This window comes from Roseateles sp. So40a, assembly GCF_048081605.1.
Taxonomy (GTDB): domain Bacteria; phylum Pseudomonadota; class Gammaproteobacteria; order Burkholderiales; family Burkholderiaceae_C; genus Roseateles.
The window spans coordinates 2,468,781-2,490,427 of record NZ_CP182288.1 but is presented as its reverse complement, the minus strand read 5'-3'; the positions used below and the strand labels follow the sequence as shown (position 1 = coordinate 2,490,427).

General features: G+C 70.4%; 15 protein-coding genes. 9 read left to right on the top strand and 6 right to left on the bottom strand.

Annotation, left to right across the window (positions count from 1 at the left end; all coding sequences use genetic code 11):
- Positions 1–35: 35 nt before the first annotated feature.
- The 9 genes from ACNI65_RS11335 to ACNI65_RS11295 all read left to right on the top strand — a co-directional run bounded on the left by ACNI65_RS11335 (position 36) and on the right by ACNI65_RS11295 (position 11,518).
- Positions 36–2,543, top strand: a complete 2,508-nt coding sequence (locus ACNI65_RS11335; protein ID WP_416763098.1) for a beta-galactosidase — start codon at positions 36–38, stop codon at positions 2,541–2,543.
- Between the two features lie 3 nt (positions 2,544–2,546).
- Positions 2,547–3,725, top strand: coding sequence for an ABC transporter ATP-binding protein (locus ACNI65_RS11330; RefSeq protein WP_416763097.1), 1,179 nt, complete (start codon positions 2,547–2,549; stop codon positions 3,723–3,725).
- Positions 3,710–4,972, top strand: coding sequence for a maltose/maltodextrin ABC transporter substrate-binding protein MalE (gene malE / locus ACNI65_RS11325; protein ID WP_416763096.1), 1,263 nt, complete (start codon positions 3,710–3,712; stop codon positions 4,970–4,972). The genes ACNI65_RS11330 and malE overlap by 16 nt, the downstream gene beginning before the upstream one ends.
- Complete coding sequence (gene malF, locus ACNI65_RS11320; RefSeq protein WP_416763095.1) at positions 4,972–6,495, top strand: maltose ABC transporter permease MalF; 1,524 nt, start codon at positions 4,972–4,974, stop codon at positions 6,493–6,495. Before malE ends, malF begins: the two co-directional genes overlap by 1 nt.
- A 19-nt stretch (positions 6,496–6,514) precedes the next feature.
- Complete coding sequence (gene malG, locus ACNI65_RS11315; RefSeq protein ID WP_416763094.1) at positions 6,515–7,405, top strand: maltose ABC transporter permease MalG; 891 nt, start codon at positions 6,515–6,517, stop codon at positions 7,403–7,405.
- Positions 7,402–8,388, top strand: coding sequence for a galactose-1-epimerase (locus ACNI65_RS11310; RefSeq protein WP_416763093.1), 987 nt, complete (start codon positions 7,402–7,404; stop codon positions 8,386–8,388). Before malG ends, ACNI65_RS11310 begins: the two co-directional genes overlap by 4 nt.
- Positions 8,389–8,467: 79 nt before the next feature.
- Positions 8,468–10,102, top strand: coding sequence for a sensor histidine kinase (locus ACNI65_RS11305; RefSeq protein ID WP_416763092.1), 1,635 nt, complete (start codon positions 8,468–8,470; stop codon positions 10,100–10,102).
- Positions 10,099–10,794: a response regulator gene (locus ACNI65_RS11300; RefSeq protein ID WP_416763091.1), complete on the top strand. Its 696-nt coding sequence runs from the start codon at positions 10,099–10,101 to the stop codon at positions 10,792–10,794. The genes ACNI65_RS11305 and ACNI65_RS11300 overlap by 4 nt, the downstream gene beginning before the upstream one ends.
- Positions 10,795–11,041: 247 nt before the next feature.
- Positions 11,042–11,518: an SgcJ/EcaC family oxidoreductase gene (locus tag ACNI65_RS11295; RefSeq protein WP_416763608.1), complete on the top strand. Its 477-nt coding sequence runs from the start codon at positions 11,042–11,044 to the stop codon at positions 11,516–11,518.
- Positions 11,519–11,559: 41 nt separating this feature from the next.
- Here the strand turns inward: ACNI65_RS11295 and ACNI65_RS11290 are convergent, their stop codons facing one another.
- The 6 genes from ACNI65_RS11290 to ACNI65_RS11265 all read right to left on the bottom strand — a co-directional run bounded on the left by ACNI65_RS11290 (position 11,560) and on the right by ACNI65_RS11265 (position 21,574).
- Positions 11,560–12,567 carry a glycoside hydrolase family 53 protein gene (locus ACNI65_RS11290; protein WP_416763090.1) on the bottom strand — a complete coding sequence of 336 codons (1,008 nt, stop codon included), beginning with the start codon at positions 12,565–12,567 and terminating at the stop codon, positions 11,560–11,562.
- Between the two features lie 111 nt (positions 12,568–12,678).
- The gene (locus ACNI65_RS11285) at positions 12,679–15,354 is read right to left on the bottom strand and encodes a TonB-dependent receptor (RefSeq protein ID WP_416763088.1); all 2,676 of its coding nucleotides are present in this window, start codon (positions 15,352–15,354) and stop codon (positions 12,679–12,681) included.
- A complete protein-coding gene (locus tag ACNI65_RS11280) occupies positions 15,351–16,535 on the bottom strand; it encodes a glycoside hydrolase family 53 protein (RefSeq protein WP_416763087.1) in 1,185 nt (394 codons plus the stop codon). Before ACNI65_RS11280 ends, ACNI65_RS11285 begins: the two co-directional genes overlap by 4 nt.
- Before the next feature lie 377 nt (positions 16,536–16,912).
- Positions 16,913–17,854 carry an aliphatic sulfonate ABC transporter substrate-binding protein gene (locus tag ACNI65_RS11275; protein WP_416763086.1) on the bottom strand — a complete coding sequence of 314 codons (942 nt, stop codon included), beginning with the start codon at positions 17,852–17,854 and terminating at the stop codon, positions 16,913–16,915.
- Entirely contained in the window at positions 17,851–19,233 is a 1,383-nt protein-coding gene (locus tag ACNI65_RS11270) for an LLM class flavin-dependent oxidoreductase (protein WP_416763085.1), read from the bottom strand. Before ACNI65_RS11270 ends, ACNI65_RS11275 begins: the two co-directional genes overlap by 4 nt.
- Positions 19,223–21,574 carry a TonB-dependent receptor gene (locus tag ACNI65_RS11265; RefSeq protein WP_416763084.1) on the bottom strand — a complete coding sequence of 784 codons (2,352 nt, stop codon included), beginning with the start codon at positions 21,572–21,574 and terminating at the stop codon, positions 19,223–19,225. Before ACNI65_RS11265 ends, ACNI65_RS11270 begins: the two co-directional genes overlap by 11 nt.
- Positions 21,575–21,647 lie beyond the last annotated feature (73 nt).

Genomic DNA, 21,647 nt, shown 5'->3' with positions numbered 1-21,647 from the left:
AAACGATTAACTGCCGTTCCAGGCAGGACAACGACGTGAGCGAGACAACCCCACCGGCGCCGGTGGCGCTTCCAGTGCCCCCCGCCGTGCCGGTGCCCGAGACCGGTTTCCTGAACCTCGGCCATTACCCGCATCCCACCCGCACGCTGACCGTCAACAGCCGCTACCTCGCGCTGGACGGCGCGCCCTGGATGCCGGTGATGGGCGAGTTCCACTACAGCCGCTATCCCGAGTCCGAATGGGCCGCGGAGCTGGCCAAGATCAAGGCCGGCGGCGTGGACATCGTCGCCAGCTACGTCATCTGGAACCACCATGAGGCGGTGCAGGGACGCTGGCGTTGGGAGGGTCGGCGCGATCTGGCGCGATTCATCGCGTTGGCGGCCGAAGCTGGATTGCTCGTCTATCTGCGGCCCGGCCCGTGGGTGCATGCCGAGGTGCGCCTGGGCGGCTTCCCGGACTGGCTCGCCGCGGCCTGTGAGCCGCGGACCAACGACCCCGCCTATCTGGCGCTGGTGCAGCGGCTCTACGCGGAGATCGCGGCGCAGGCGAGGGGGCAGCTCTGGTGCGATGGCGGCCCGGTGATCGGGCTGCAGCTCGAGAACGAGTACGGCCTCATCGGTCCTGGCCGTGGCGCCGAGCACATCGCCGAGCTCAAGCGCCTGGCCATCGAGGTCGGGCTCACGGTGCCGGTCTACACCGTCACCGGGTGGCCCACGCTGGACATCCCGCCGCGTGAGGTGCTGCCCGTGTCGGGCGCTTATGCCGATGGATTCTGGCAAGGCTCGCGCGAGGCGCTGCCGCCGTCGGGCGTGTTCCTGTTCAACACGCGCCGTGTGATCGGCGAGATGGGCAATGTCGACGGCACGCCCGCCGCGGGCCTGATCGACACCGCGCACTACCCGTTCTGCCTGGCCGAGGCGGGCGGCGGGATGGCCCAGAGCTATCACCGGCGGCCTGTGGTCAGCGCCGATGACGTGGTCGCGACGACGCTGGTGCAGCTGGGCTCGGGCGCCAACCTGTACGGCTATTACATGTATCACGGCGGTACCAACCCCGTGTGCGAGACCGGGCCGCTCAATGAGACCCAGGCCAGCGGTTATCCGAATGACGTGCCGGAGTGGGGGTATGACTTCCACGCGCCGCTCGGGCAGTACGGGCAGGTGCGGCCGTCGTGGGGGCGGCTGCGCGCGCTGCATCAGTTCATGCGCGACTTCGGCGCCAGGCTCGCGCCGCATGCGCCGGTGCTGCCCGAGGACGGGCCGTTTGATCCGGCGGATCGGGCGCTGCCGCGCGTCGCGTTGCGCGCCGCGGGCGGCTCGGTGGCGGACGTCGAGGGCTTCGTCTTCGTCAACCATCAGGTGCGGCATCACCCGCTGCCGGAGCGGCGCGATCTGGCGATCGCGTTGAACACCGAGGATGGTGGGGCGCTGCGCCTGCCCAGCGAGGGGGGATTCACGCTGCGGCCAGGTGCCGCGTTCATCTGGCCCGTCGGGCAGCGGATCGGCGCGGCGCGGATGCGGCAGGCGACGGTGCAGCCGATGGCGCGGTGGACCGAGACCAGCGGCGATGTCGTCTGGGTCGGCTTCAGCATTGAAGGCATCGCGGCGGAGTTGATCTTCGACGCGGCGGGCATCGCCTCGATCGAGGTCCGCGGCGGTCATGTCGATCGACGCGCCGATCGCGACGGCGATGTGTGGGTCGTCAAACTGGATTCGCGGGATGTGCCCCACTTGGTCTCGATGCGAGACACCGATGGGCGCGCGCATCGCGTGATCGTGATGTCGGCGATCAGCGCGGCTGCCAGCGCGAAGGTGCGGCTCGGCGGGCGCGATCGGCTCATGTGGTCGAGCCATCCGGCGACGGTCGGGGAGGGGGACGAGGTGCGAATCGATGCCCCCGAAGGCGCATCCGTGTGGCTTCGCGTCTTCCCCGCCGAAGGACTCGCCGGGCAGCGCGAAGAACTCGCCGTTGAATGGGCCGTCTGGCATATCGCCAAGGCTGATCCGTACTTCCACCTCTCTTGGCCCGTGCCCTCTCCCGCGGGGGCGGGCGAGGGGATGACCGAGCCGACCTCCAACACTGGGTTGACTGCGACGCAGGTGAAGGAGGCGGGGGACGCGCCTGCCTTGCGCTGGGGGCCGCATGTGCCTTGGCGTGACGGGCCCGTGCCGCTCGTGCCCGATGAGGCCGCGCATGCCTCAGACGCGCGTTGGGCGTTGACCCTGTCGGACACGTTGCCGGTCGGTCGACTCTGGTTGACGCTCGACCTCGTCGGCGACGTCGCGCGGCTGGCCGTCGATGGCGTCGTCGTCGATGACCGCTTCTGCGATGGCAGCGCCTGGACCATCGCCATCGATCGCTTCCGCAACGCCGATGGCTCCTGGCCAGCCATCGAGCTCGCTGTCCTGCCGCTCGCGGCAGACCTGCCGGTGTTCCTCGAGCCTGAAGCCCGCGCGTTGGGCTCCGGTGCCGTGCTGCGACGCGCGGCGCTCACTGTCGAGCGCTCGCATCGCGTGTCGACGACCTCCACCGCGAAGGACTGAACCATGGCCTCGGTGGAACTGGACCGGATCGGCAAGACCTACGTCGATGGCGGCGTGCCCACGGTGCACGACGTCACGCTGGACATCGCCGAGGGCGAGTTCTGCGTGTTCGTCGGCCCCTCGGGCTGCGGCAAGTCCACGCTGCTGCGCATGATCGCGGGGCTGGAGACGATCAGCAGCGGCGAGATGCGCATCGGCGGACGCCGCGTCAACGAGAAGGCGCCCGGCGAGCGCGACGTGGCCATGGTCTTCCAGAGCTACGCGCTCTACCCGCACCTGGACGTCGGCGAGAACCTCGGCTTCGGCCTGCGCCTGGCGCGCGTGCCCAAGGCCGACGCGCAACGCCGCATTGACGAGGTCGCCAGGCTGCTGCAGATCGACCACCTGCTGCGGCGCAAACCCCGCGAGCTGTCCGGCGGTCAGCGACAACGCGTGGCCATCGGACGCGCGCTCGTGCGCCGGCCCGGCGTGTTCCTCTTCGATGAGCCGCTGTCCAACCTCGATGCCGCGCTGCGCCAGCAGACCCGGCTCGAGATCGCCCGCCTGCATCGCAGCCAGGGCCGCGCTAGCTCCATCTACGTCACGCACGATCAGGTCGAGGCGATGACGCTCGCGGACCGCATGGTGCTGCTGCAACCGCCGCCGCCCGGTGCGCTGCTGCCGCAGCCCAGCGTCGCCCAGTGCGGCGCCCCGCTGACGCTGTATCGGCGCCCGCGCAACCTCTTCGTCGCCGGCTTCCTGGGCTCGCCGCGAATGAACTTCCTGCCCGCGACGCTGATCGAGCGCCGCGAGGATGGCCTCGTCGCCGCGCTCGCCGACGGCACCCGATTGACGCTGCCGGTGCGCGCCGACGGCGTCAACGACGGCGACGCCGTCACGCTGGGCGTGCGCGCGGAACACCTGCGACCCGCGACCCGCCGCGACGGGAGCGACGACCCGCGCCTGAGCGAGCCGATGCGCACGCAGGTCCAGTGGCTGGAGCACCTCGGCGATCAGAGCCTGGCCTACCTGGCCGGACCCGGCGGAGCACTGGTCTCGCGCCTGCCCGAGGGCCACGCGGCGCCCGCGATCGGCGAGTCCTTCCCCGTCGCCGCGTTGCGCGACGAGGTCCATGTCTTCGACCCGCGCGGCGAGGCGCTGCCCCGTCTGCACGAGGAGCTCGACACATGCGCGGCCCGATGAATCCGTCGCGCCGTCGCGCGCTGCGCGCGGGCGCTGGTCTCGGTGGCCTGTCGCTGGCGAGCGGCTCGGCGTTCGCCGCGCTGCTGGACCGGCACGAGCCGCTGCGCGTCTGGATCAACGGCGACAAGGGCTATGAGGGCGTCGTGAAGATCGGCGAGCGCTTCACGCGCGACACCGGCATCGCGCTGCGCGTGGAGCATCCCGAGAACGGCGTGTCCAAGTTCGAGCAGGCCGCCGCGGCCGGCAAGGGCCCCGACGTCTGGATCTGGCCGCATGACCGCGCCGGCGGATGGGCCGCGTCCGGGCTGATCCGGCCGGTGGCGCCGTCGCGCGCGCTGCGCGAGTCGGTCGCGCCGATGGCGTGGTCGCCGTGGCGCATCGGCGGCCGCACCTGGGGCTATCCGATCGCGATCGAGTCGGTCGCGCTCATCGTCAACCTCGACCTGGTGCCGCGCGTGCCGCGCACCTGGGACGAGGTCTTCGAGCTCGACCGCCGCCTGCGCCCGCAGGGCCGGCGCGCGATCATGTGGCCCTACAACGAGTTCTATTACACCTACGCGCTGATGTCGGCCGGCGGCGGCTACGCCTTCCGTCGCCGCGAGGACGGCAGCTGGGACGCCGCCGACAACGGCATCGACACCGACGGCACGCGCGCGGGCATGGGGCTGCTCAAGCGCCTCGTGGACGAAGGGCTGGTTCCGCGCACCGCCACCTATGCCGAGAGCGAGGCGGCGATCAACGAGGGCCGCGTGGCCATGACCATCAACGGGCCCTGGGGCTGGAACAACCTCAAGAAGAGCGGCCTGCGCGTCGCGGCCGCGCCGCTGCCGTCCTTGCGCGGGCGCGCCGGCCGGCCGATGACCGGCGTGCTTGGCGCGATGCTGTGCGCGTCCAGCAAGCAGCCGCTGCTGGCCACGGAGTTCATCGAGCGCTACCTGCTCAGCATCGAGGGGCTGCGCGCGATCCAGGCGCATGTGCCGCTGGGCGTGCCGGCCAACACGGCGCTGCTGGCCGAGTTGCGCGGCGACGCGCTGGTCGAGGGCACGGCCGCGGCCGCGGCGCTCGGCGAGCCCATGCCCAACGTGCCCGAGATGGCGCGCTTCTGGACCGCGATGAACGCCGCGGTGCAGGGCATCACCCAAGGCCGCGAGAGCGTGGACGCCGGATTGGCGCGCGCGTCGCGGCGCGTGGCGGGGCAGGGCGCTGAAGTCAAACCCGCGAGCGCCGCGGTGCGGGAGGGCTCGTGATGCGCGCGCTCTCCTACGGGCTGCACGCCCTGAACCTCGCCGCGGTCGCGGGACTGCTGTTCCTGTGCCAGCAACTGCTGCGCGCGCATGAGCCGATCGCCGCGATGGCCGCGCTCGGCGTGGCGGGGCTGCTCGTGCTGCTGCAGTTCAGCAAGCGGCTGCAGGCCTGGCGCTACGTGATGCCGGGCGTGTCCGCGGTGCTCGTGTTCATCGTGCTGCCGATGGTCTTCACGCTGGGAATCGCCTTCACCAACTACAGCTCGGCGCACCTGCTGTCGTTCGAGCGCGCCACCGACGTGCTGCTGCAACGCACCGAGAGCGACGGCCTGGGCATGGACCTGACGCTGGTGCGCGAAGGCGAGGGCGCGTCCGCGCGCTACCAGGCCCGGCTGCGCGACGATGAGGGCAAGGACTGGCTGAGCGTTCCGTTCACGCTCGGTGCGGCGAACGCCGTCATCCTCGGCGCGGCCGAGGACGGACAGCCGCTCACCGGTGAGGCGCTTGCGCCCCGCGCGCTCGTCGAGCTGCTGCCTCAGCTGCGTGCGCTGGTGCTGCGCACGCCGGACGATCGCCAGTGGCGGCTGTCCAGCCTGCATCGCATCACCGACCAGGCGCAGCGCTACGCGGCCATCGACGCAGACCGGCTCAGCGATTTGCGCGACGGCGGCGTCGTCACCGCCGACCACGCCGCGGGCGTGTGGCGCGACGCGCGCGGTCAGGCCCTGGAGCCGGGATTCCGCACGACGGTCGGCCTGGCCAACTACACGCGCATCTTCGGCGACAGCAGCTTCTTCGAGCCCTTCGTCCGCGTGTTCATCTGGACCGTGAGCTTCGCGTCGCTCAACACGCTGCTGACCTTCTCGCTCGGGCTGTTCTTCGCGGTCGCGCTGAGCTGGCCGGCGCTCAAGGGCCGTGGCGCCTATCGGCTCGCGCTGTTCCTGCCCTACGCGGTGCCGGCGTTCATCTCGATCCCGGTCTTCCGCGGCCTGTTCAACGAGAACCTGGGCGAGATCAACCTGGTGCTGGACCTGCTCTTCGGCGTGCGCCCGGGCTGGTTCAGCGATGCGACGCTGGCCCGCGCGATGGTGCTGACGGTCAACACCTGGCTGGGCTACCCGTACATGATGATCCTCGCGATGGGCCTGCTGAAGGCCATTCCCGAGGACCTGTACGAGGCCTCGGCACTCGCGGGCGCGGGACCGGTCACGAATCTGTTCCGGATCACGCTGCCGCTGATCGCTCGGCCGATGGCGCCGCTGCTGGTGGCGTCCTTCGCGGCCAACTTCAACAACCTGACGCTGATCGCGCTGCTGACCGAGGGCGCGCCGGACTACCTCGACACGCAGGTCCCCGTCGGCGCGACCGACCTGCTCGCGTCCTACACCTACCGCATCGCGTTCAACGACGGCGGTCAGAACTACGCGCTCGCCTGCGCCATCTCCTCGATCGTCTTCGTGATCGTGGCGCTGCTGGCCTACGTCAACCTGCGCTTCTTCGGCGGCGCGAAAGCAGCCCGGCGCTGAGCCGGGCGGGAGCCTCGTCATGGCCATGGTGATGACCTCGTCGCAGCGCTGGCGCGTGTGGGCGCTGCATGCGGTGCTGATCGCGTTCGTCGTGGTGAGCCTGCTGCCGCTGGCGATGATCGTGTCGATCTCGCTGCGGCCCGGCAACTTCGCCGGCGGCAGCCTCATTCCCAAGGAGATCAGCTTCGAGCACTGGCGCCTGGCGGTGGGCCTGCCCGTCGTCGATGCCCAGGGCAACGTGACGCCGCCGCCGTTCCCGGTGCTGCAGTGGATCCTGAACTCGCTGAAGGTCGCACTGGTGAGCGCGGCGGCCTGCCTGGCGCTGTCGGTGACCAGCGCCTATGCGTTCGCGCGGCTGCGCTTCCGCGGCCGCGAGGGCACGCTGACGGCGATGCTGCTGCTGCAGATGTTCCCGTCGGTGCTCGCGCTGGTGGCGATCTACGCGATCTTCGATCGCCTGGGCGACTGGGTGCCGTGGCTCGGACTGAACAGCCACTGGAGCCTGGCGCTGGCCTACACGGGCGCGGTGGCGCAGCACATCTGGCTGGTGAAGGGCTATTTCGAGAGCATCCCGCCCGACCTCGAGGAGGCCGCCGCGGTGGACGGCGCCAGTCGCTGGCAGTCCTTCGTGCTGGTGCTGCTGCCGCTGGCCAAGCCGGTGCTGGCCGTGGTGTTCGTGCTGGCCTTCCTCGGCGCGATGATCGAATACCCGGTCGCGTCGGTGCTGCTGCACGACGAGCAGCAGCTGACACTGGCCGTCGGCTCGCGCCTGTTCTTGTTCAACCAGCGCTATCTCTGGGGCGACTTCGCCGCGACCGCGCTGCTGGCCGGCCTGCCGCTGACGCTGATGTTCCTGCTGATGCAGCGCTGGCTGGTCGCGGGCCTGACAGCGGGCGGGGTGAAGTCGTGAGCGACGCCGCATGGACGCTGAGCCGGCCGGGCGGCGTGTCGATCCGCGTGCTCGGACATGGCGCGAGCTGGGTCGGCTGCCGCGTGCCGCTGCGCGATGGCTCCACCCGCGAGGTGCTGCTCGGCTTCGATGACCTCGACAGCCAGCGCCGCAACCGCGCGTATGTCGGCGCGACGATCGGCCGATGGGCCAATCGCATCGCGAGCTCGCAGCTGCGGCGCGGGGATCGCGTGTGGCCGCTGCTCAGCGAGCCGGGCTTGAATCACCAGTTGCACGGCGGACCGGGCGGCTTCCATCAGCGCGAGTGGACGCTGGTGTCGCAGGCGCGCGATCGGCTGCGGCTGGCGCTGCACTCGCCGGACGGCGATCAGGGCTTCCCGGGCGCGCTCGATGTCGAGGTCCGGTACACGCTGCCTGATGCGATGACCGTGGACATCGAGCTCATCGCGGTCCTGCAGGGCGACGATCCGTCCCCGGTGGGGCTGACCAATCACGCCTATTTCCAGCTCGATGGCGATGGCTGCGTGGATGTGCGCCGTCAGCGTCTTCGCGTCGCGGCGAACCGCATGCTGCCGGTGGATGCGTCGGGACTGCCCACCGGCGCGCCGATGGCGGTGGAGGGCACGCGATTCGATTACCGCGAGGGCCGGGTGATTGGCGAGGCGCTCGATCACGCCTTCCTGCTGCCCGAGGGCCACGCCAGCGCGGACGCGCCGCGGCATGCCGCGACGCTGAAGTCCGCGGACGGCCTGCTGGCGATGGACCTCAGCACCTCGCTGCCGGCGGTGCAGGTCTACACGGGCGAGTTCCTCGCCGCGGGCACGGCGGGCTGCTCGCCGCGCTGGCCCGCGTATGGCGGCATCGCGCTGGAGCCGCAGTTCCTGCCCGACAGCCCGCATCACCCCGAATGGGCGCAGCCCGATTGCTGGCTGGCGCCGGGGCAGACCTGGCGCCATCGGCTGCGTTACCGCTTCAGGACCTGAACCGCTTCGCCAAAGCGGCGCGTCGTCGCTCGCTTCACCGTGGCGATGGGCGATCGGCGATGCCGCAGAATCCCGCGCCATGTACCGACTCCGACTGACGCTGGCCCTGTCGCTCATGCTGGCCCTGGTCTGCCTGCAGGCCGCCTTCGTGTATTGGGGCACGGTGCGCGTGGACGGCTACGCGCACCACAGCCGCCTCACCAGCGACTTGTTGTCCGAGCTGCTGGATCTCTCCGCCAACAAGCAGCGGCTGCGCAACTGGGCCGCGCAGCAGGTGATGGGCGCGGGCGCGACCGAGGCCTCGCGCGAGCGGCTGCTCGATGCGATGGACGCCGGCGCGCGGCGCCTGGACGACCTGTCGCGGCGCCATCTGGCCTCGTGGGAGGCGATCGCGCAGCGCGACGACGTGGCCGTGCCGCCCGAGGTCACGCAGCTGGTGGACATCAGCGCGCTGCTCTCGGACAACCTGGTCGAGCTGCGGCGTCAGCTGCGCGCGCTCGAGCCGCATGGCGAGCGCGAAGGGTTCGAGAGCGTCTGGCGCCAGCTCAATCAGGTCTTCGACAAGACGCATGGCCGCGACCTGCGCGACCTGCTCAACGGCGCGATCGAGGGCCAGCGCAAGGCGGTGCCGATCGCCCGCGCGGCCACCGAGCGCGGCATCGCGCGGCTGCGCCTGCAGAGCGTGGTCATGGTCGCGCTGACCTTCGCCTGCGCCGTGGCGCTCAGCCTGCACCTGCGGCGTCGGCTGCGCCGGCCGCTCGACGCGCTGCTCGAGGGCGCGCAGGCGGTGCAGGCGGGGCGGCTCGGACATCGCATCCCCGTGGGCCACGGGGACGAGTTCGATCAGGTCGCGCTGCGCTTCAACACGATGGCCTGGGAACTCCAGCAGCATCGCGAGGCCGCCGAGGCCGTGCGTCGCGGCCTGGAGGACGAGGTCCGCGCCCGCACCGGTGAGCTGGAGCGGGCGCATCTGGCGCTCCAGCAGCTCGACCATCGGCGCCGTCAGCTGTTCGCCGACCTCGGCCATGAGCTGCGCACGCCCGCGACCGTGATCCGCGGCGAGGCCGACGTGGCGTTGCGCGCCGGCGAGCTGCCAACGCAGGAGTACCGGTCGACGCTGGCGCGCATCGTCGCAGCGGTCAAGCAGATGACGGGCGTCGTGGACGACCTGCTGCTGATCGCGCGCGCCGAGGCCAATGAACTTGACATCGCGCGCCAACCCCTGCCGCTGGGCACGCTGCTGGACGGCGCGGTCGATCAGGCGCAGGCGCTGGCCGCGGCGCATGGTCAGCGCCTGATCGTCGAGCCGGTGCCGGATGAGCGGACCGTGTCCGCGGATCCGATCCGCCTGCGTCAGGCGCTGGTGATCGTGCTCGACAACGCGATCCGCTACTCGCGCCCCGGCGGTGCGGTGCGGGTCGCCTGGGCGGTGGACGAGCCCCTGCGCGATGAGGCGCAGGGCGAGTGCCCGGCGCGTGTCGCCATCCACGTGAGCGACGACGGCATCGGCATTCCCGCGGAGGAACTGCCGCTGGTCTTCGAGCGATTCATGCGTGGCCGCCTCGCGCGTGAGCATCGCGCCGACGGCACGGGCATCGGCCTGTCCATCGCGCGATCGATCCTCGCGGCCCATGGCGGCCATCTCGAGATCGACAGCGAGGTGGGGCGAGGCACCACGGTGCGACTGATCATTCCGGACACGACGACCCCATGAGCCGACAACTGCTGATCATCGAGGACGATCCCCGGATCGCCGATTTCCTGAGCCGGGGACTCGGTGCCGAGGGGTACGTGGTGGAGGTGGCGCGCACCGGAACCGACGGGCTGGCGCGGGCCCGCGCCGGCGGGGCCGCGCTGATCATCCTGGACCTGATGCTGCCCGGCCTGGGCGGGCTGGACCTGTGCCAGACACTGCGCGCGGAGGGCCATCCGGCCGGCATCCTGATGCTGACGGCGATGGACAGCACCGCCGACAAGGTGCGCGGACTTCGGCTGGGCGCGGACGACTACATGGTCAAGCCCTTCGATTTCGAGGAGCTGCTGGCGCGGCTCGTGGCCCTGCAGCGGCGCGGACGCGAGCAGCGTCCGGAGGCGTCGCTGCTGCGCGTGGCCGACCTGGAGTTCGACCGCGAACGCATGCTGGTGCGACGCGACGGCCGCCTGATCACGCTGACCGCCAAGGAACTCGCGTTCCTGGAGCTGCTGATGAGCGCCGCGGGCCGGGTCTTCAGCCGCGAGCGCATCCTGGCCAACGTGTGGGGCGTGCACGTGGACCCGCTCACCAACGTCGTCGACGTCTACGTGCGCCGCCTGCGCGCCAAGATCGACGAGGGGCACGCGCTGCCGCTGCTCAAGACGGTGCGCGGGCTCGGTTATCGGATGGACGACCTGCCGGACGCCGGCTGAGCCGCGTTCATCTCCGGTTCATCCGCGCGTCATGGCCGGTTCATCGGCCGCGACGTTCGTGTTCATTGACGGTTTCCAGAATCGATCAGGCGCCGCGGAGGACTCCGTGGCGCGGCGACCTTTGGGTCGCCGTCCCTCAATCCTCGATCTGGAGTCTGTCCTCATGACCGTTCTCGTCCGTCATCCCGCCATTCGACCTGCCGTTCGCGGCGTTCAACCCCGGTGGGCGCTGACCCTCGCGGCGCTGATGCTCGGCGCCGCGGGCGCGGCATCCGCGCAGGACCGCGCCGCGACGGCCAGTGCCATGCCCCCCGCGAGCTCGACCGCCGCGACCGCGGTCTGCGCCAGCACCGACCCGGACCGCATCGCCGCGCTGTTCGATCGCTGGAATGCCTCGCTGGCCACCGGCGATCCGGCGCGCGTCGCCGCGAACTACGCGCCCGACGCCGTGCTGCTGCCCACCGTGACCAATGAACCGCGCAGCACGCCAGCGGACATCCGCGATTACTTCGTCAAGTTCCTCAAGAACAAGCCCCAGGGCACCATCGACAAGCGGATCATCAAGATCGGCTGCAACGTCGCGCAGGACGTCGGGACCTACACCTTCCGCTTCGGCGACGGCTCCACCGTCAAGGCGCGCTACACCTACGTGTACGAGCACCGCGATGGCCAGTGGCTGATCGCGCACCACCACTCGTCGGCGATGCCCGAGAAGACCCGCTGAGGAAACGCGCCGAGCCACGCTGGACCCAGCGTGGCTCATCCTCAGAACGGATCCATCGCGCTGGTGAAGCGCCCGGATCCGTCCAGCGCGCCCCAGGTGTAGCCCTGCCAGCCGGGGTAGGCCTGCGGCTCCCAATACAGAACGCCGAGCCCGTTGGCGCCCAGCGCCGACACGCGCGTGAGCAGGTCCGCGATCATGGCCTTGGACGCGGCCGCCTGCTGCCAGTCCATGCCGGTCTCGGCCACGATCACCGGTTTGCCGTAGCGCGACACCATGTCGGCCATGTTGGTCGACAGCGCCGCGTTGCGGCTCGTCCAGTTGCTTGAGGTCGGGTAGTGCGAGAGGCCGATGACGTCGTAGCGCGCGCCATTGGCCTTCATGCCGTCGAAGAACCAGCGGAACACCGCGTTGTCGTGGCCGTTGGCCAGGTGCAGGATGACCTTGGCGCTGGGGAACACCGACTTCACCGCGTCGTTGCCGTTGTTGATCAGCTTGACCAGGTTGGCGAAGCTCGAGCCCGAGGCCTGCCCATCGGGCCAGAGCATGCCGCTGTTGATCTCGTTGCCGACCTGCACGTAGTCGACCGTCACGCCGTTGCTCTTCAGATAGCTGAGGATGCCCTGCGTGTGCGCGTAGACATCGCTCATCAGCTGCGTGAAGCTGTGGCCGGCCCAGCCCGCGGGTTTGGTCTGCTGGCCGGGATCGGCCCAGGAATCGCTGTAGTGGAAGGTCAGCATGACCTTCTGGCCCTGCGCGATCGCCCGTTTGGCCTTGTAAAGCGTGTCGGCGCCGTCGCACCAGCCGCCGCTCGGATTGACCCAGACCCGCAACCGGATCGTGTTGATGCCCAGGTCCTTGAGCAGCTTGAACGGATCGGTCCTGGCGCCCGAGGCGTTGTAGAAGCTGTAGCCCGCGGATTCCTCCTGGCTGACCCAGCTCACGTCAGCGCCCTTGACCAGCGTGGCCGCGGCGGCGGGCAGCGCGGTGAGCCCGGCGGCCAGGCCCAGGCCCGTGCCGATCGCCTCGCGGCGTGTGAATCGCTTCGTCATTCCCTTGTCTCCTTGCGTGGTTGTGGTGAGGGAAATCGGGACAGCGCTCCGCCGGACGCGGGGCCGGCGCGCGCCATGAAAAAACCCGGCGCGAGGCCGGGTTGGTGGGGTTTACAGCTCGGCGCGCAGGCTGATCGCGAAACGCCGATCGTCGGTGTAGGTGCCGCGCGGCAGGCCGTAATCGCTGAACACGCTGCGGCGCACGGTGCGCGTCAGGTTGTTGCCCTCGATCGCGATGCGCAGCTTGGGCGTGATCGCGTAGCTCAGGTAGGCGTCGACCATGCCGTAACCCTTCATCGACACCGGCGTCAGCGCGGTCACGCCGTCGTTGCTGGGGAAGCTCAGGCGCGAGCCGACCGTGTAGTCGCTGCGCCAGTTGTAGGCCAGGCGCGCGGAGAAGTCGCCCAGGTCGTACATCGCGATCAGGTTGGCGCTGCGCTTGGACAGGCCTTCCAGCGGCGCGCTGCGGCCGTCGATGGGGCTGGGCGCGGCGCTGTCCACCAGCGTGAAGTTGGCTTGCAGTCCCAGACCGCGCAGCGCGCCCGGCAGCTTGTTGAAGAAGCCGGTGTAGCCGAACTCCAGCCCGCGGATGCGGCCGTCGCGGCCGTTGCTCGGCGTGGTCAGCGTGTAGCTGGTGCCGTTGATCGTGGTCTGCGTGCTGGTCGTCTGGATGAAACCCGACACGTCCTTGTAGAAGGCCGCGCCGTAGACCGAATCGCTCTTGGACAGGTAGTACTCCAGCGTCGCGTCGAGCTGGCTGGCGCGCAGCTTGTCGAGCTCCGGATTGCCCTGGTAGCCGGTCTTGTCGTTGACGTTCAGGCTCAGGCTGGGCGTGAGCTGGTCGAAGTTGGGCCGCGTCACCACGCGCGACAGCGACAGGCGCGTCAGCAGGTCGGGCGTGAGCTCGAGCTTCAGGTTGAGCGAGGGCAGGAAGTCGGTGTCGGTCTTGGACAGGTCCACCCGTCCGCCGCTCGTGGCGGTGTAGGCGCGCTGCGTGCGCGTCGTGACCGCGCGCACGCCGACGTTGCCGGTCAGCGGCAGACCTGCCAGCGTCGTGTCGAGATCGCCGGCGACGTAGACCGCCGCGGCGCGCTCGCGGAACTGGAAGCTCTGCGCCGGGTCGAGCTCGGGCACCGACAGGTTGAAGGTGGAGCGCACGGCCTGCGCGTCGCGCAGCCAGTTGGTGTCGGTGACCGTCAGCCACTGGCGCGGGATGTTGCCGCCGCCCGCGTCCTTCAGCAGGTCGTTGTGGGGCAGCAGGCCCACCGCCGGGATCTGCGACAGGCTGAACATCCAGATGTCGTCGATGGTGTTGATCTCGGCGCTCTGCGCGCGGCGATCGTTGAGCCGCACGCCGGCGTGCAGCGTCGTGATCACGCCGAGGTCCACCGGCTTGTCGCCGTCCAGGCGCCACGCGGTTTCCTTGCCGGTGTTGTGCGTGCGGAAGTACAGCGCCTTGTCGGCCCAGTAGTTGGCCGGGTTGTCGAGCTGCGCGGTGGGCGAGAAGGCCGAGGGCAGCTTGGTGCTCAGGTCGAAGCTGTAGCTGACCGGGTCGTTGCTGAAGGTGCCCAGACGCACCTCCTGGTAGAAGCGGTCGAAGGTGCTGCGTGTGTGGCTCAGGTCGCTGCGAAGCGTGGCGTCGCCGACCTTCCACTTGCCGGCCAGCGCGAGCTGGTCGATCTTGGTGTTCTCGTCGGCCACCGAGCCCGAGGTGCTCATGCTCGCGCCCCAGAAGCTGCCCGAGACGAACTTGCCGTTGGCATCGGTCTGGACCGCGCCGTTGGGCCAGAGCTGGCCCTGGTTGGCGGTGGCGCTGAAGTTTGCCCAGAACGGCGAGGCGTAATGGCCGAAGACGTCGGTGCGGCTCTTGAGCTGCGTGTGGTTGAAGTCCAGCGTGTATTCGCTGCGCGCGTCAGGGCGCCATTGCAGCGAGGCGCTCGCGGCCTTGCGGTCGCGTTCGCCGAACTCGTAGGCCAGCCACTGGCCCAGCGGCGCCACGGTGTTGGAGCCGTCGGCGAGCTTGGCCGGGTTGTCCAGTTCCTGCGTGTCGGAGCGGTAGTCTCGCTTCTGCGCCGAGACGCTGAGCAGCGCGCCGAACTCGCCGGCATCGGTGCGCCAGCGGTTGGACACGAGCAGCGAGCCCTCGGCGTTGTTCTTGTCGGCGAGCTCGGCGCGCGTGGCCTTGAGCGAGCCCGCGAGCTTGAAGCCGGCGAAGTCGAAGGGGCGGCGGGTGCGCAGGTCGATGACACCGCCGATGCCGCCTTCGATCAGGCTGGCGGTCGGGGTCTTGTAGACATCCGCGCCGGCGAGCAGCTCGGCGGGGACGTCCTGGAAGGCCAGGCCGCGCTCCTTGCTCGCGCTGAAGATCACGCGGCCGTTGAGCAGCGTCTGCGTCTGCTGCAGGCCGCGGACCTGCACGCGGTCGCCTTCGCCGCGGTTGCGCGAGATCTGCACGCCGGTGATGCGCTGCAGCGCCTCGGCGACGTTGGCGTCGGGCAGCTTGCCGATGTCGTCGGCGACGATGGAATCGACGACCTGATCGGCGTTGCGCTTGATGTCCTGCGCCTTGATCAGGCTGGAGCGCTGGCCCTGGACCACGACGGTGTCCAGCGCGTTGCCCGCAGCGGAGGAGGCCGAGGCTGCCGGGGCAGGCGCCGCGGCCTGTGCGTGGGCGATGGCGGGCGCCAGCGTGGCGCAGGCCAGCGCCACCGGCGCCATCAGGAAGACGGCGGACGGACGGGAGGCGCGAGCGCGCGCCTCGGACGGGGTGCGGGTGGAGGAGGTCATGGTGTCTCCGTCTTTGGACGTGTTGTGTTGTCGGGGCAGGGGGCGGCGTCGCGCATGGCGGTGATCGAGGGGAGGGCGCGGCCCTGGTCGTCGAACAGCGTCTGGTTGGCCCAGCCGTTGCCGTCGCCGGTGCGCCAGCCCGCGCCGGGCACCGCGAGCCACGCGGGTTCCCAGTAGAAGACGCCCAGGCCGTGCGGCACGCCGGCCACGGCCCGGACGACGTCGCGCAGCATCCGCGCCTGGCCCTCGGGCGTGGCGGGATAACCGGAGCGGCGTGCGCCTTCCTCGTTGAAGACCGCGCCGCCGCCGCCGGGGTTGTCCAGCTGATGGCCGTATGCGGTTTCGACCACCACCAGCGGTTTGCGGTAGCGGTCGGAGAGCATGCGCAGGTTGTCGCGCAATGCGTCGTAGGCGTCGTGGTGATACGGGTACCAGCTCAGGCCGATGACGTCGTAGTCGAGCTTCTCGGCCTCGAAGCCGTCGTAGACGCGGCGGAAGGTCTCGGTGCTCTTGCCGTCGCCCTGATGGGCCAGATGGAGCATCACCGGCAGGCGGCGGCCGCGCAGCGCGTCGGTCGCGCGCACGCCGCGGATGCCCGCGCGCAGCAGCGCGGCGAAGGCCGCGTCGCCGCCGATCTTCTCGTCGGGGGTCTCGCGCCAGGTCTTGCCGTCGGGCCACAGCATGCCGCCGTTGACCTCGTTGCCCACCTGGATCATGTCCGGGTCCGTGCCCTGCGCGTGGAGGGCCTTCAGCACCTCGGAGGTATAACGTTCAACCTCTTTTTCCAGCGCCTCGCCGTGCAGGCGCGCCCAGGCGGCCGGTTTCACCTGTTTACCGGGGTCGGTCCAGTGGTCGCTGTAATGGATGTCGAGCAGCCATTTCATGCCCTGCGCCTTCAGGCGCTTCGCCAGGCGCAGCGTGACGTCCAGTCCGTTGTCGCCGCCGCCCACGGGCTCGCCGTGGCGCGAGACGATGCGCTCGCCCTCGATGACGTCGTGGGCGTTGACGGGGGTGTGCCACAGGCGCAGACGGCCCCAGTTCATGCCGGCCGCGCGCAGGATCTGCAGCGCGGAGCCCGAACGTCCGTCGGCGGTGAAGAACTTGCCGCCGCCGCGCTCGACGGTCTCCAGCGTGGAGATGTCGGCGCCGAGGATGAAGTCGTCGCGGTGGGTGGTCCGCACCGGGCTGGCGTCGCAGCGGGCGGCGGGCGAGGAGGGGGCTGCGGGGGCCGGTGCGGGCGCTGAGGCGACGCTTCCAGCCACGCACAGCGCGGCGCCGGAGAGCACCAGGTTTCGTCGAGTTACGTCGACGCGCGGTTGCGGACGGGGAGGAATCACGGCTGTCTCACTCACCGCGGCGCTCGGAAGCGCCTCGGCCTTGTTGTCGATGCCCGCTATCTTGCGAGCTGCTTGTTCAGTTAGGTTAATCGCTTAACCTTGGCCGTGAGTGTCGTTGATTATCCGGGTGCGGAAGTCAGGAGTTTCCCGATGACGCCGTCGTGACGGCGTGAACGTGGCGGTGAAAGCGGCGAGTGAAGGCGACGGCGAAGCGAGGCGTGTCAGCCGCCCCAGAACGCGTCCTTGACCGGGATCCGCGCCGGGATCAGGCCTTGCGCGTGGAAGGCGTCGGCGATGCGCTGCTGGTCGGCCGCGATCGCGGACGTCAGCGGAACAGCGCCGTAACGCACGCGTTGCCCGAGTTGCAGCAGCAGCGCCTCCGGGACGCCGAAGCGGGGGGCGACCAGGCGAGCGCTTTCCTCGCGATGCTCGTTGGCCCAGCGGCCGGCCTCGGCCAGCACCGGGATCACGTGCTCGCGCAGCAGCGCGCCGTGGGCGGCGGCGAAACCGCGTCGCGCCTCATAGAAGCTCCAGGGCGGGGACTCGGGCGCGAGCACGCTGAAGTCGGCCAGCACGCGTGCCTTCGTCGCCGCCTGCGCGAAGGTCAGGTAGGGATCCCACACGACCCACGCGTCGATCGCGCCGCGCTCGAACGCGGCGCGCGCGTCGGCTGGCGACAGGTACACCGGCTGCACATCGCGCAGCGTCAGCCCGGCCTTGGCCAGCGAGGCCAGCAGCAGGTAATGCGAGCTCGATCCCTTCTGCAGCCCGATGCGCCGTCCCTTCAGGTCGGCGATGGCGCGCAGCGGACTGTCGGGCTTGACCAGCACGGCCTCGCTGTGCGGCTGACCCGGCTCGGCGGCGATGTAGACGAAGTCCGCCCGCGCCGCCTGCGCGAAGATCGGCGGCGGCGATCCCGTCACGCCGACATCGATCGCATCGACGTTGAAGGCTTCCAGCAGCTGCGGCCCGGCGGGGAACTCGCGCCACACCACCGACCAGCCCAGCGGGGCAAGGCGTTGCTCCAGCAACCCACGGACCTTCACCAGCGGCAGCAGTCCGCCCTTCTGGAAGCCCACGCGGATCTCACCCTTGGTCGCGGCGCCAAACGCCATCGGGGCAGCGAGCAAAGGCAGGGCGGACATCAGGGTGCGGCGCTTCATGCGGACTCCTTGGCGAGCGTGGCGGTGGGATATCGGGAGGCCGGACGCGCCAAGCCGAGGTGCTCGCGCAGCGTTGAGCCCTCGTAGCGGGTGCGGAACAGGCCTCGCCGCTGGAGTTCGGGCACGAGCAGCCGGGTGATGGCCTCGAATCCGGTGGGCAGCAGTGGCGGCATCAGGTTGAAGCCGTCGGCGGCGCCGTGCTCGAACCAGTCCTGCAGGACATCGGCGACCTCGCTCACGCTGCCGATCACCGACAGATGGCCGCGTCCGCCCGCGATCTTCATCGCGAGCTGGCCGAGCGTGAGCCCGTCCTCCTGCCCGAGCCGCGTGAGCAGCTGCTGGCGGCTGCGCTGGCCGGAGTCGGTCAGCGGCAGCTCGGGCAGCGGTGCGTCCCAGTCCAGGCCGCGCAGGTCGATGTTGCCGATCATGCGCGACAGCAGGCCCAGCGCCGTGTCGCGGTGGACCAGCGATTGCAGCTGGGCCTGGCGGTCCTCGGCCTCGGCGCGCGTGGGAGCCACGACGACGTACGCGCCGGGCAGGATCTTCAATGCGTCCCGCGATCGGCCCTGCGCTTGCGCACGGGACTTCAGGTCGGCGTAGAAGGCCTGGGCGCGCTCGCGCGTGGGCTGCGCGGTGAAGACCAGCTCAGCGCTCGCGGCGGCCAGCTGCAAGCCGGGCTCGGAGGCGCCCGCTTGCGCGATGACCGGCTGCCCTTGCGGTGAGCGCGGCACGTTCAGCGGACCGCGCACGCGGAACTGGGCGCCAGCGTGATCCAGCGTGTGTCGCTGGTCGGGGCTGTAATACAGACCCGCCGCGCGGTCGTCCAGCAGCGCGTCGTCATCCCAGCTGTCCCACAGCCCTTGCACGACCTCGAGGAACTCCCGCGCCCGCGCGTACCGGTCGCCATGCGCGAGATGCGCGTCGCGGCCGAAGTTGCCGGCCTCGTTGGCGTTGTCCGAGGTCACGAGGTTCCAGCCCACGCGGCCGGCGCTCAGGTGATCCAGCGAGAGCAGCTGACGCGCCACCGTGTAAGGCTCGTTGTAGCTGGTGGTGACGGTGCTCACGAGTCCGATGCGCGAGGTGCCCGCGGCCAGCGCGGACAACAGCGTCAGCGGCTCGAAGCGCGTGGACCTCGACAGCCGCTCGGCGCCCGGACCCGACTCGGTGGCCACCGAGTCGGCGAGGAAGATCGCATCGAGGCAGGCCGCCTCCGCCTCGCGGGCCAGGCGCTGGTAGAGCGCCAGGTCCAGGCCGGCGCGCGGCGGGACGTCGGGATGCCGCCAAGCGGCGACGTGATGGCCGGATTCCAGCAGGAAGGCGCCCAGGTGCATCTGGCGCCGGCCGTGGCGCGGCAGGTGGCTCGCGGCTTCAGAAGTCATACCGCGCCTGCACGCCGAAGTAGCGTTGATCGTCGCGCGGCACCCATCGGTTGACGAAGGCCGAGCCGCGACCGAGGAAGGAGGCATACGACTTGTCGAGCACGTTCTTCACGACCATCGCCACGCGCCATCCCTGCGAGGGCTGCTGCAGCGCGACGCTCGCGTTCCAGATACCGTAGGCGCCCTGGACGGTGTCGGCGTACTGGCCGATGTCGTATTGCACGCGGCTCTGCCACGCGTAGTCCCCGCCGAGTTCGAGCTGTCGCCCGCCCGCCAGCGCGAAGCGGTAGCTGGCGCGCACCGAGCCCTTCCAGTCCGGCGAGAACGGCAGCGGCTTGCCGTTGACGTCGCAGCTGGCGGCCGCGCCGGCGGGGCAGTTGAAGCGGTCGATGCGCGCATGCACGTAGGCCAGCGCGGCGGACAGCGTGAAGTCGCGGGTCACGCGGGCGTCCAGGTCGAGCTCCGCGCCGCGGCTGGAGACGTCGCCCGCGTTGATCAGGCGCGTGATCACGGTGCCGTCGACGGTGTCGAAGAAATTGGCCTGGTAGTTGCGGTAATCGGTCGAGAACACCGCCAGATTCAGGCGCAGCCGGCGGTCCAGCCATTCCGACTTCAGCCCGGCCTCCACGCTGTTCGAGGTCTCCGGCTTGAGCGCGAGCGCATCTCGGGCCAGCATGTTGAAGAACACGTTGAACGCCGGCCCCTTGTAGCCGCGCGACCAGGTCAGGTACGTGCTGAGGTCGTCGTTCACGGCATGCTGCAGGCCGATGCGCCCCGAGCGCCCGATGGCACTGGTGTTGCCGGCCAGCGAGACCGCCGCGTTCACGCCCGGGATCGCCCCGGCGAACTGCGCGTCGGGCGTGCTGCGCGTGCGCGCGTGCTCGAAGTCCAGGCGGTCCTGCGTCCAGCGCGCGCCGGCCAGCACGGTCCAGTCGGAGGCCAGGTGCCAGCGGCCCTCGCCGAAGAGCGCCGAGCCGTGGCTGTTCGTGCCGTAGCGCGCCTCGCCCCAGTCCGCGAAGCTCGTGCCTGTGCTGCCGGTGCCAGTGCCGCTGCTGGTCATGCGCACGACGTCGCGGCGGTAGGTTTCCTTGTCGCGCGTGTGCAGCGTGAAGAAGCCGGCCACGTAGTCGATGGGCAGGCCGAAGGTCGATCCCAGCGGCGACGCGACGCGGATCTCCTGCGACAGCTGCGTGAAGTCCACCGTGCCCAAGTCGTGCGACTGCGGCAGCCCGAGCGAGGCGGCCGGCAGTCGGTCCCCATCCTGGCGCTGCGTGTTGTTCCAGCCGCGCCAGCCGGTGATCGCGGTCAGCCGGTGTCCGGCGGGAAGCTGGCGCTCGTAGGTCAGCGACACGCCGCGATTGCGGTCGTCGACGGTGGTCGCCAGGTTGGCGTTCACGCGCCGGTTGTCGTCGCTGGCCACGACTGGCCCCAAGGCGGCCGCGAACGCGGGGAAGTCGCTCACCGTGCCCGACGGATAGGCGATCAGCCGCGTGCGCGTGACCACGCCGGTGGGGATGTCGTCCTTGGACTTCAGGAAGTCGGCGGCGAGCGCGAGCCGGCTGGCCGCGTCGAGGTCCCAGTCCACGCGGGCGCGCACGCCGCGCTTGTCGTAGCCGTTGACGCGGCTGTCGTCGTGGACATTGGTGACGTTGCCGTCGTAGCCGCCCGCGAGCACCGTCAGCGACGCGCGCAGCCCGGCGGCGATGGGGCCGGAGATGCCGCCGCGCAGCCGGGTCTCGTTGCCGCCGCCGAAATGGCTGAAGTCGATGAAGCGCTCGAGCTGCGAGGCAGGCTCGCGGCTGACGATGTTGACCACGCCGGCCGAGGCGTTCTTGCCGAAGAGCGTGCCCTGCGGCCCGCGCAGCACCTCCACGCGCTGCACGTCCAGCAGGTCCAGCGTGCTCTGGCCCGGGCGCGCGAGCGGCACGCCGTCGATGACGGTGGAGACGGTGGGCTCGACGCCGGGCGAGGTCGAGATCGTGCCCACGCCGCGCACGAAGAGCGAGGTGTCCTTGTTGGACGCGCCAGTGCGGAAGTTGAGGCTGGGCACCAGGGACGTCAGGCTGCCCAGCGTGTTGCGGTTGGCGTTCTCCAGCGACTCCCCGTCCAGCACCGACACGGCCACCGGCACGCGCTGCAGCGACTCGCTGCGCTTGGCCGCGGTCACGGTGACGGCGGGCAGGGCGGTCGCGTCTTCCTTCGCGGTGTCCTTCGCGGTGTCCTCGGCCCATGCGGAGGACGCGCTCATCGCGGTGAGCAGGGAGCAGGCCGCGGCGATCGATCGGCCGCGAGGCGGGCGCGGTCGATGACGGGTGGTCGGGGCGATGGTCGGGCGGCGCATGGCGTTCTCCGTTTTCCTCAGAAGCGATTGATCGAACCAACGAGCTGTTAGCGCTAACATGGATCGCATCATC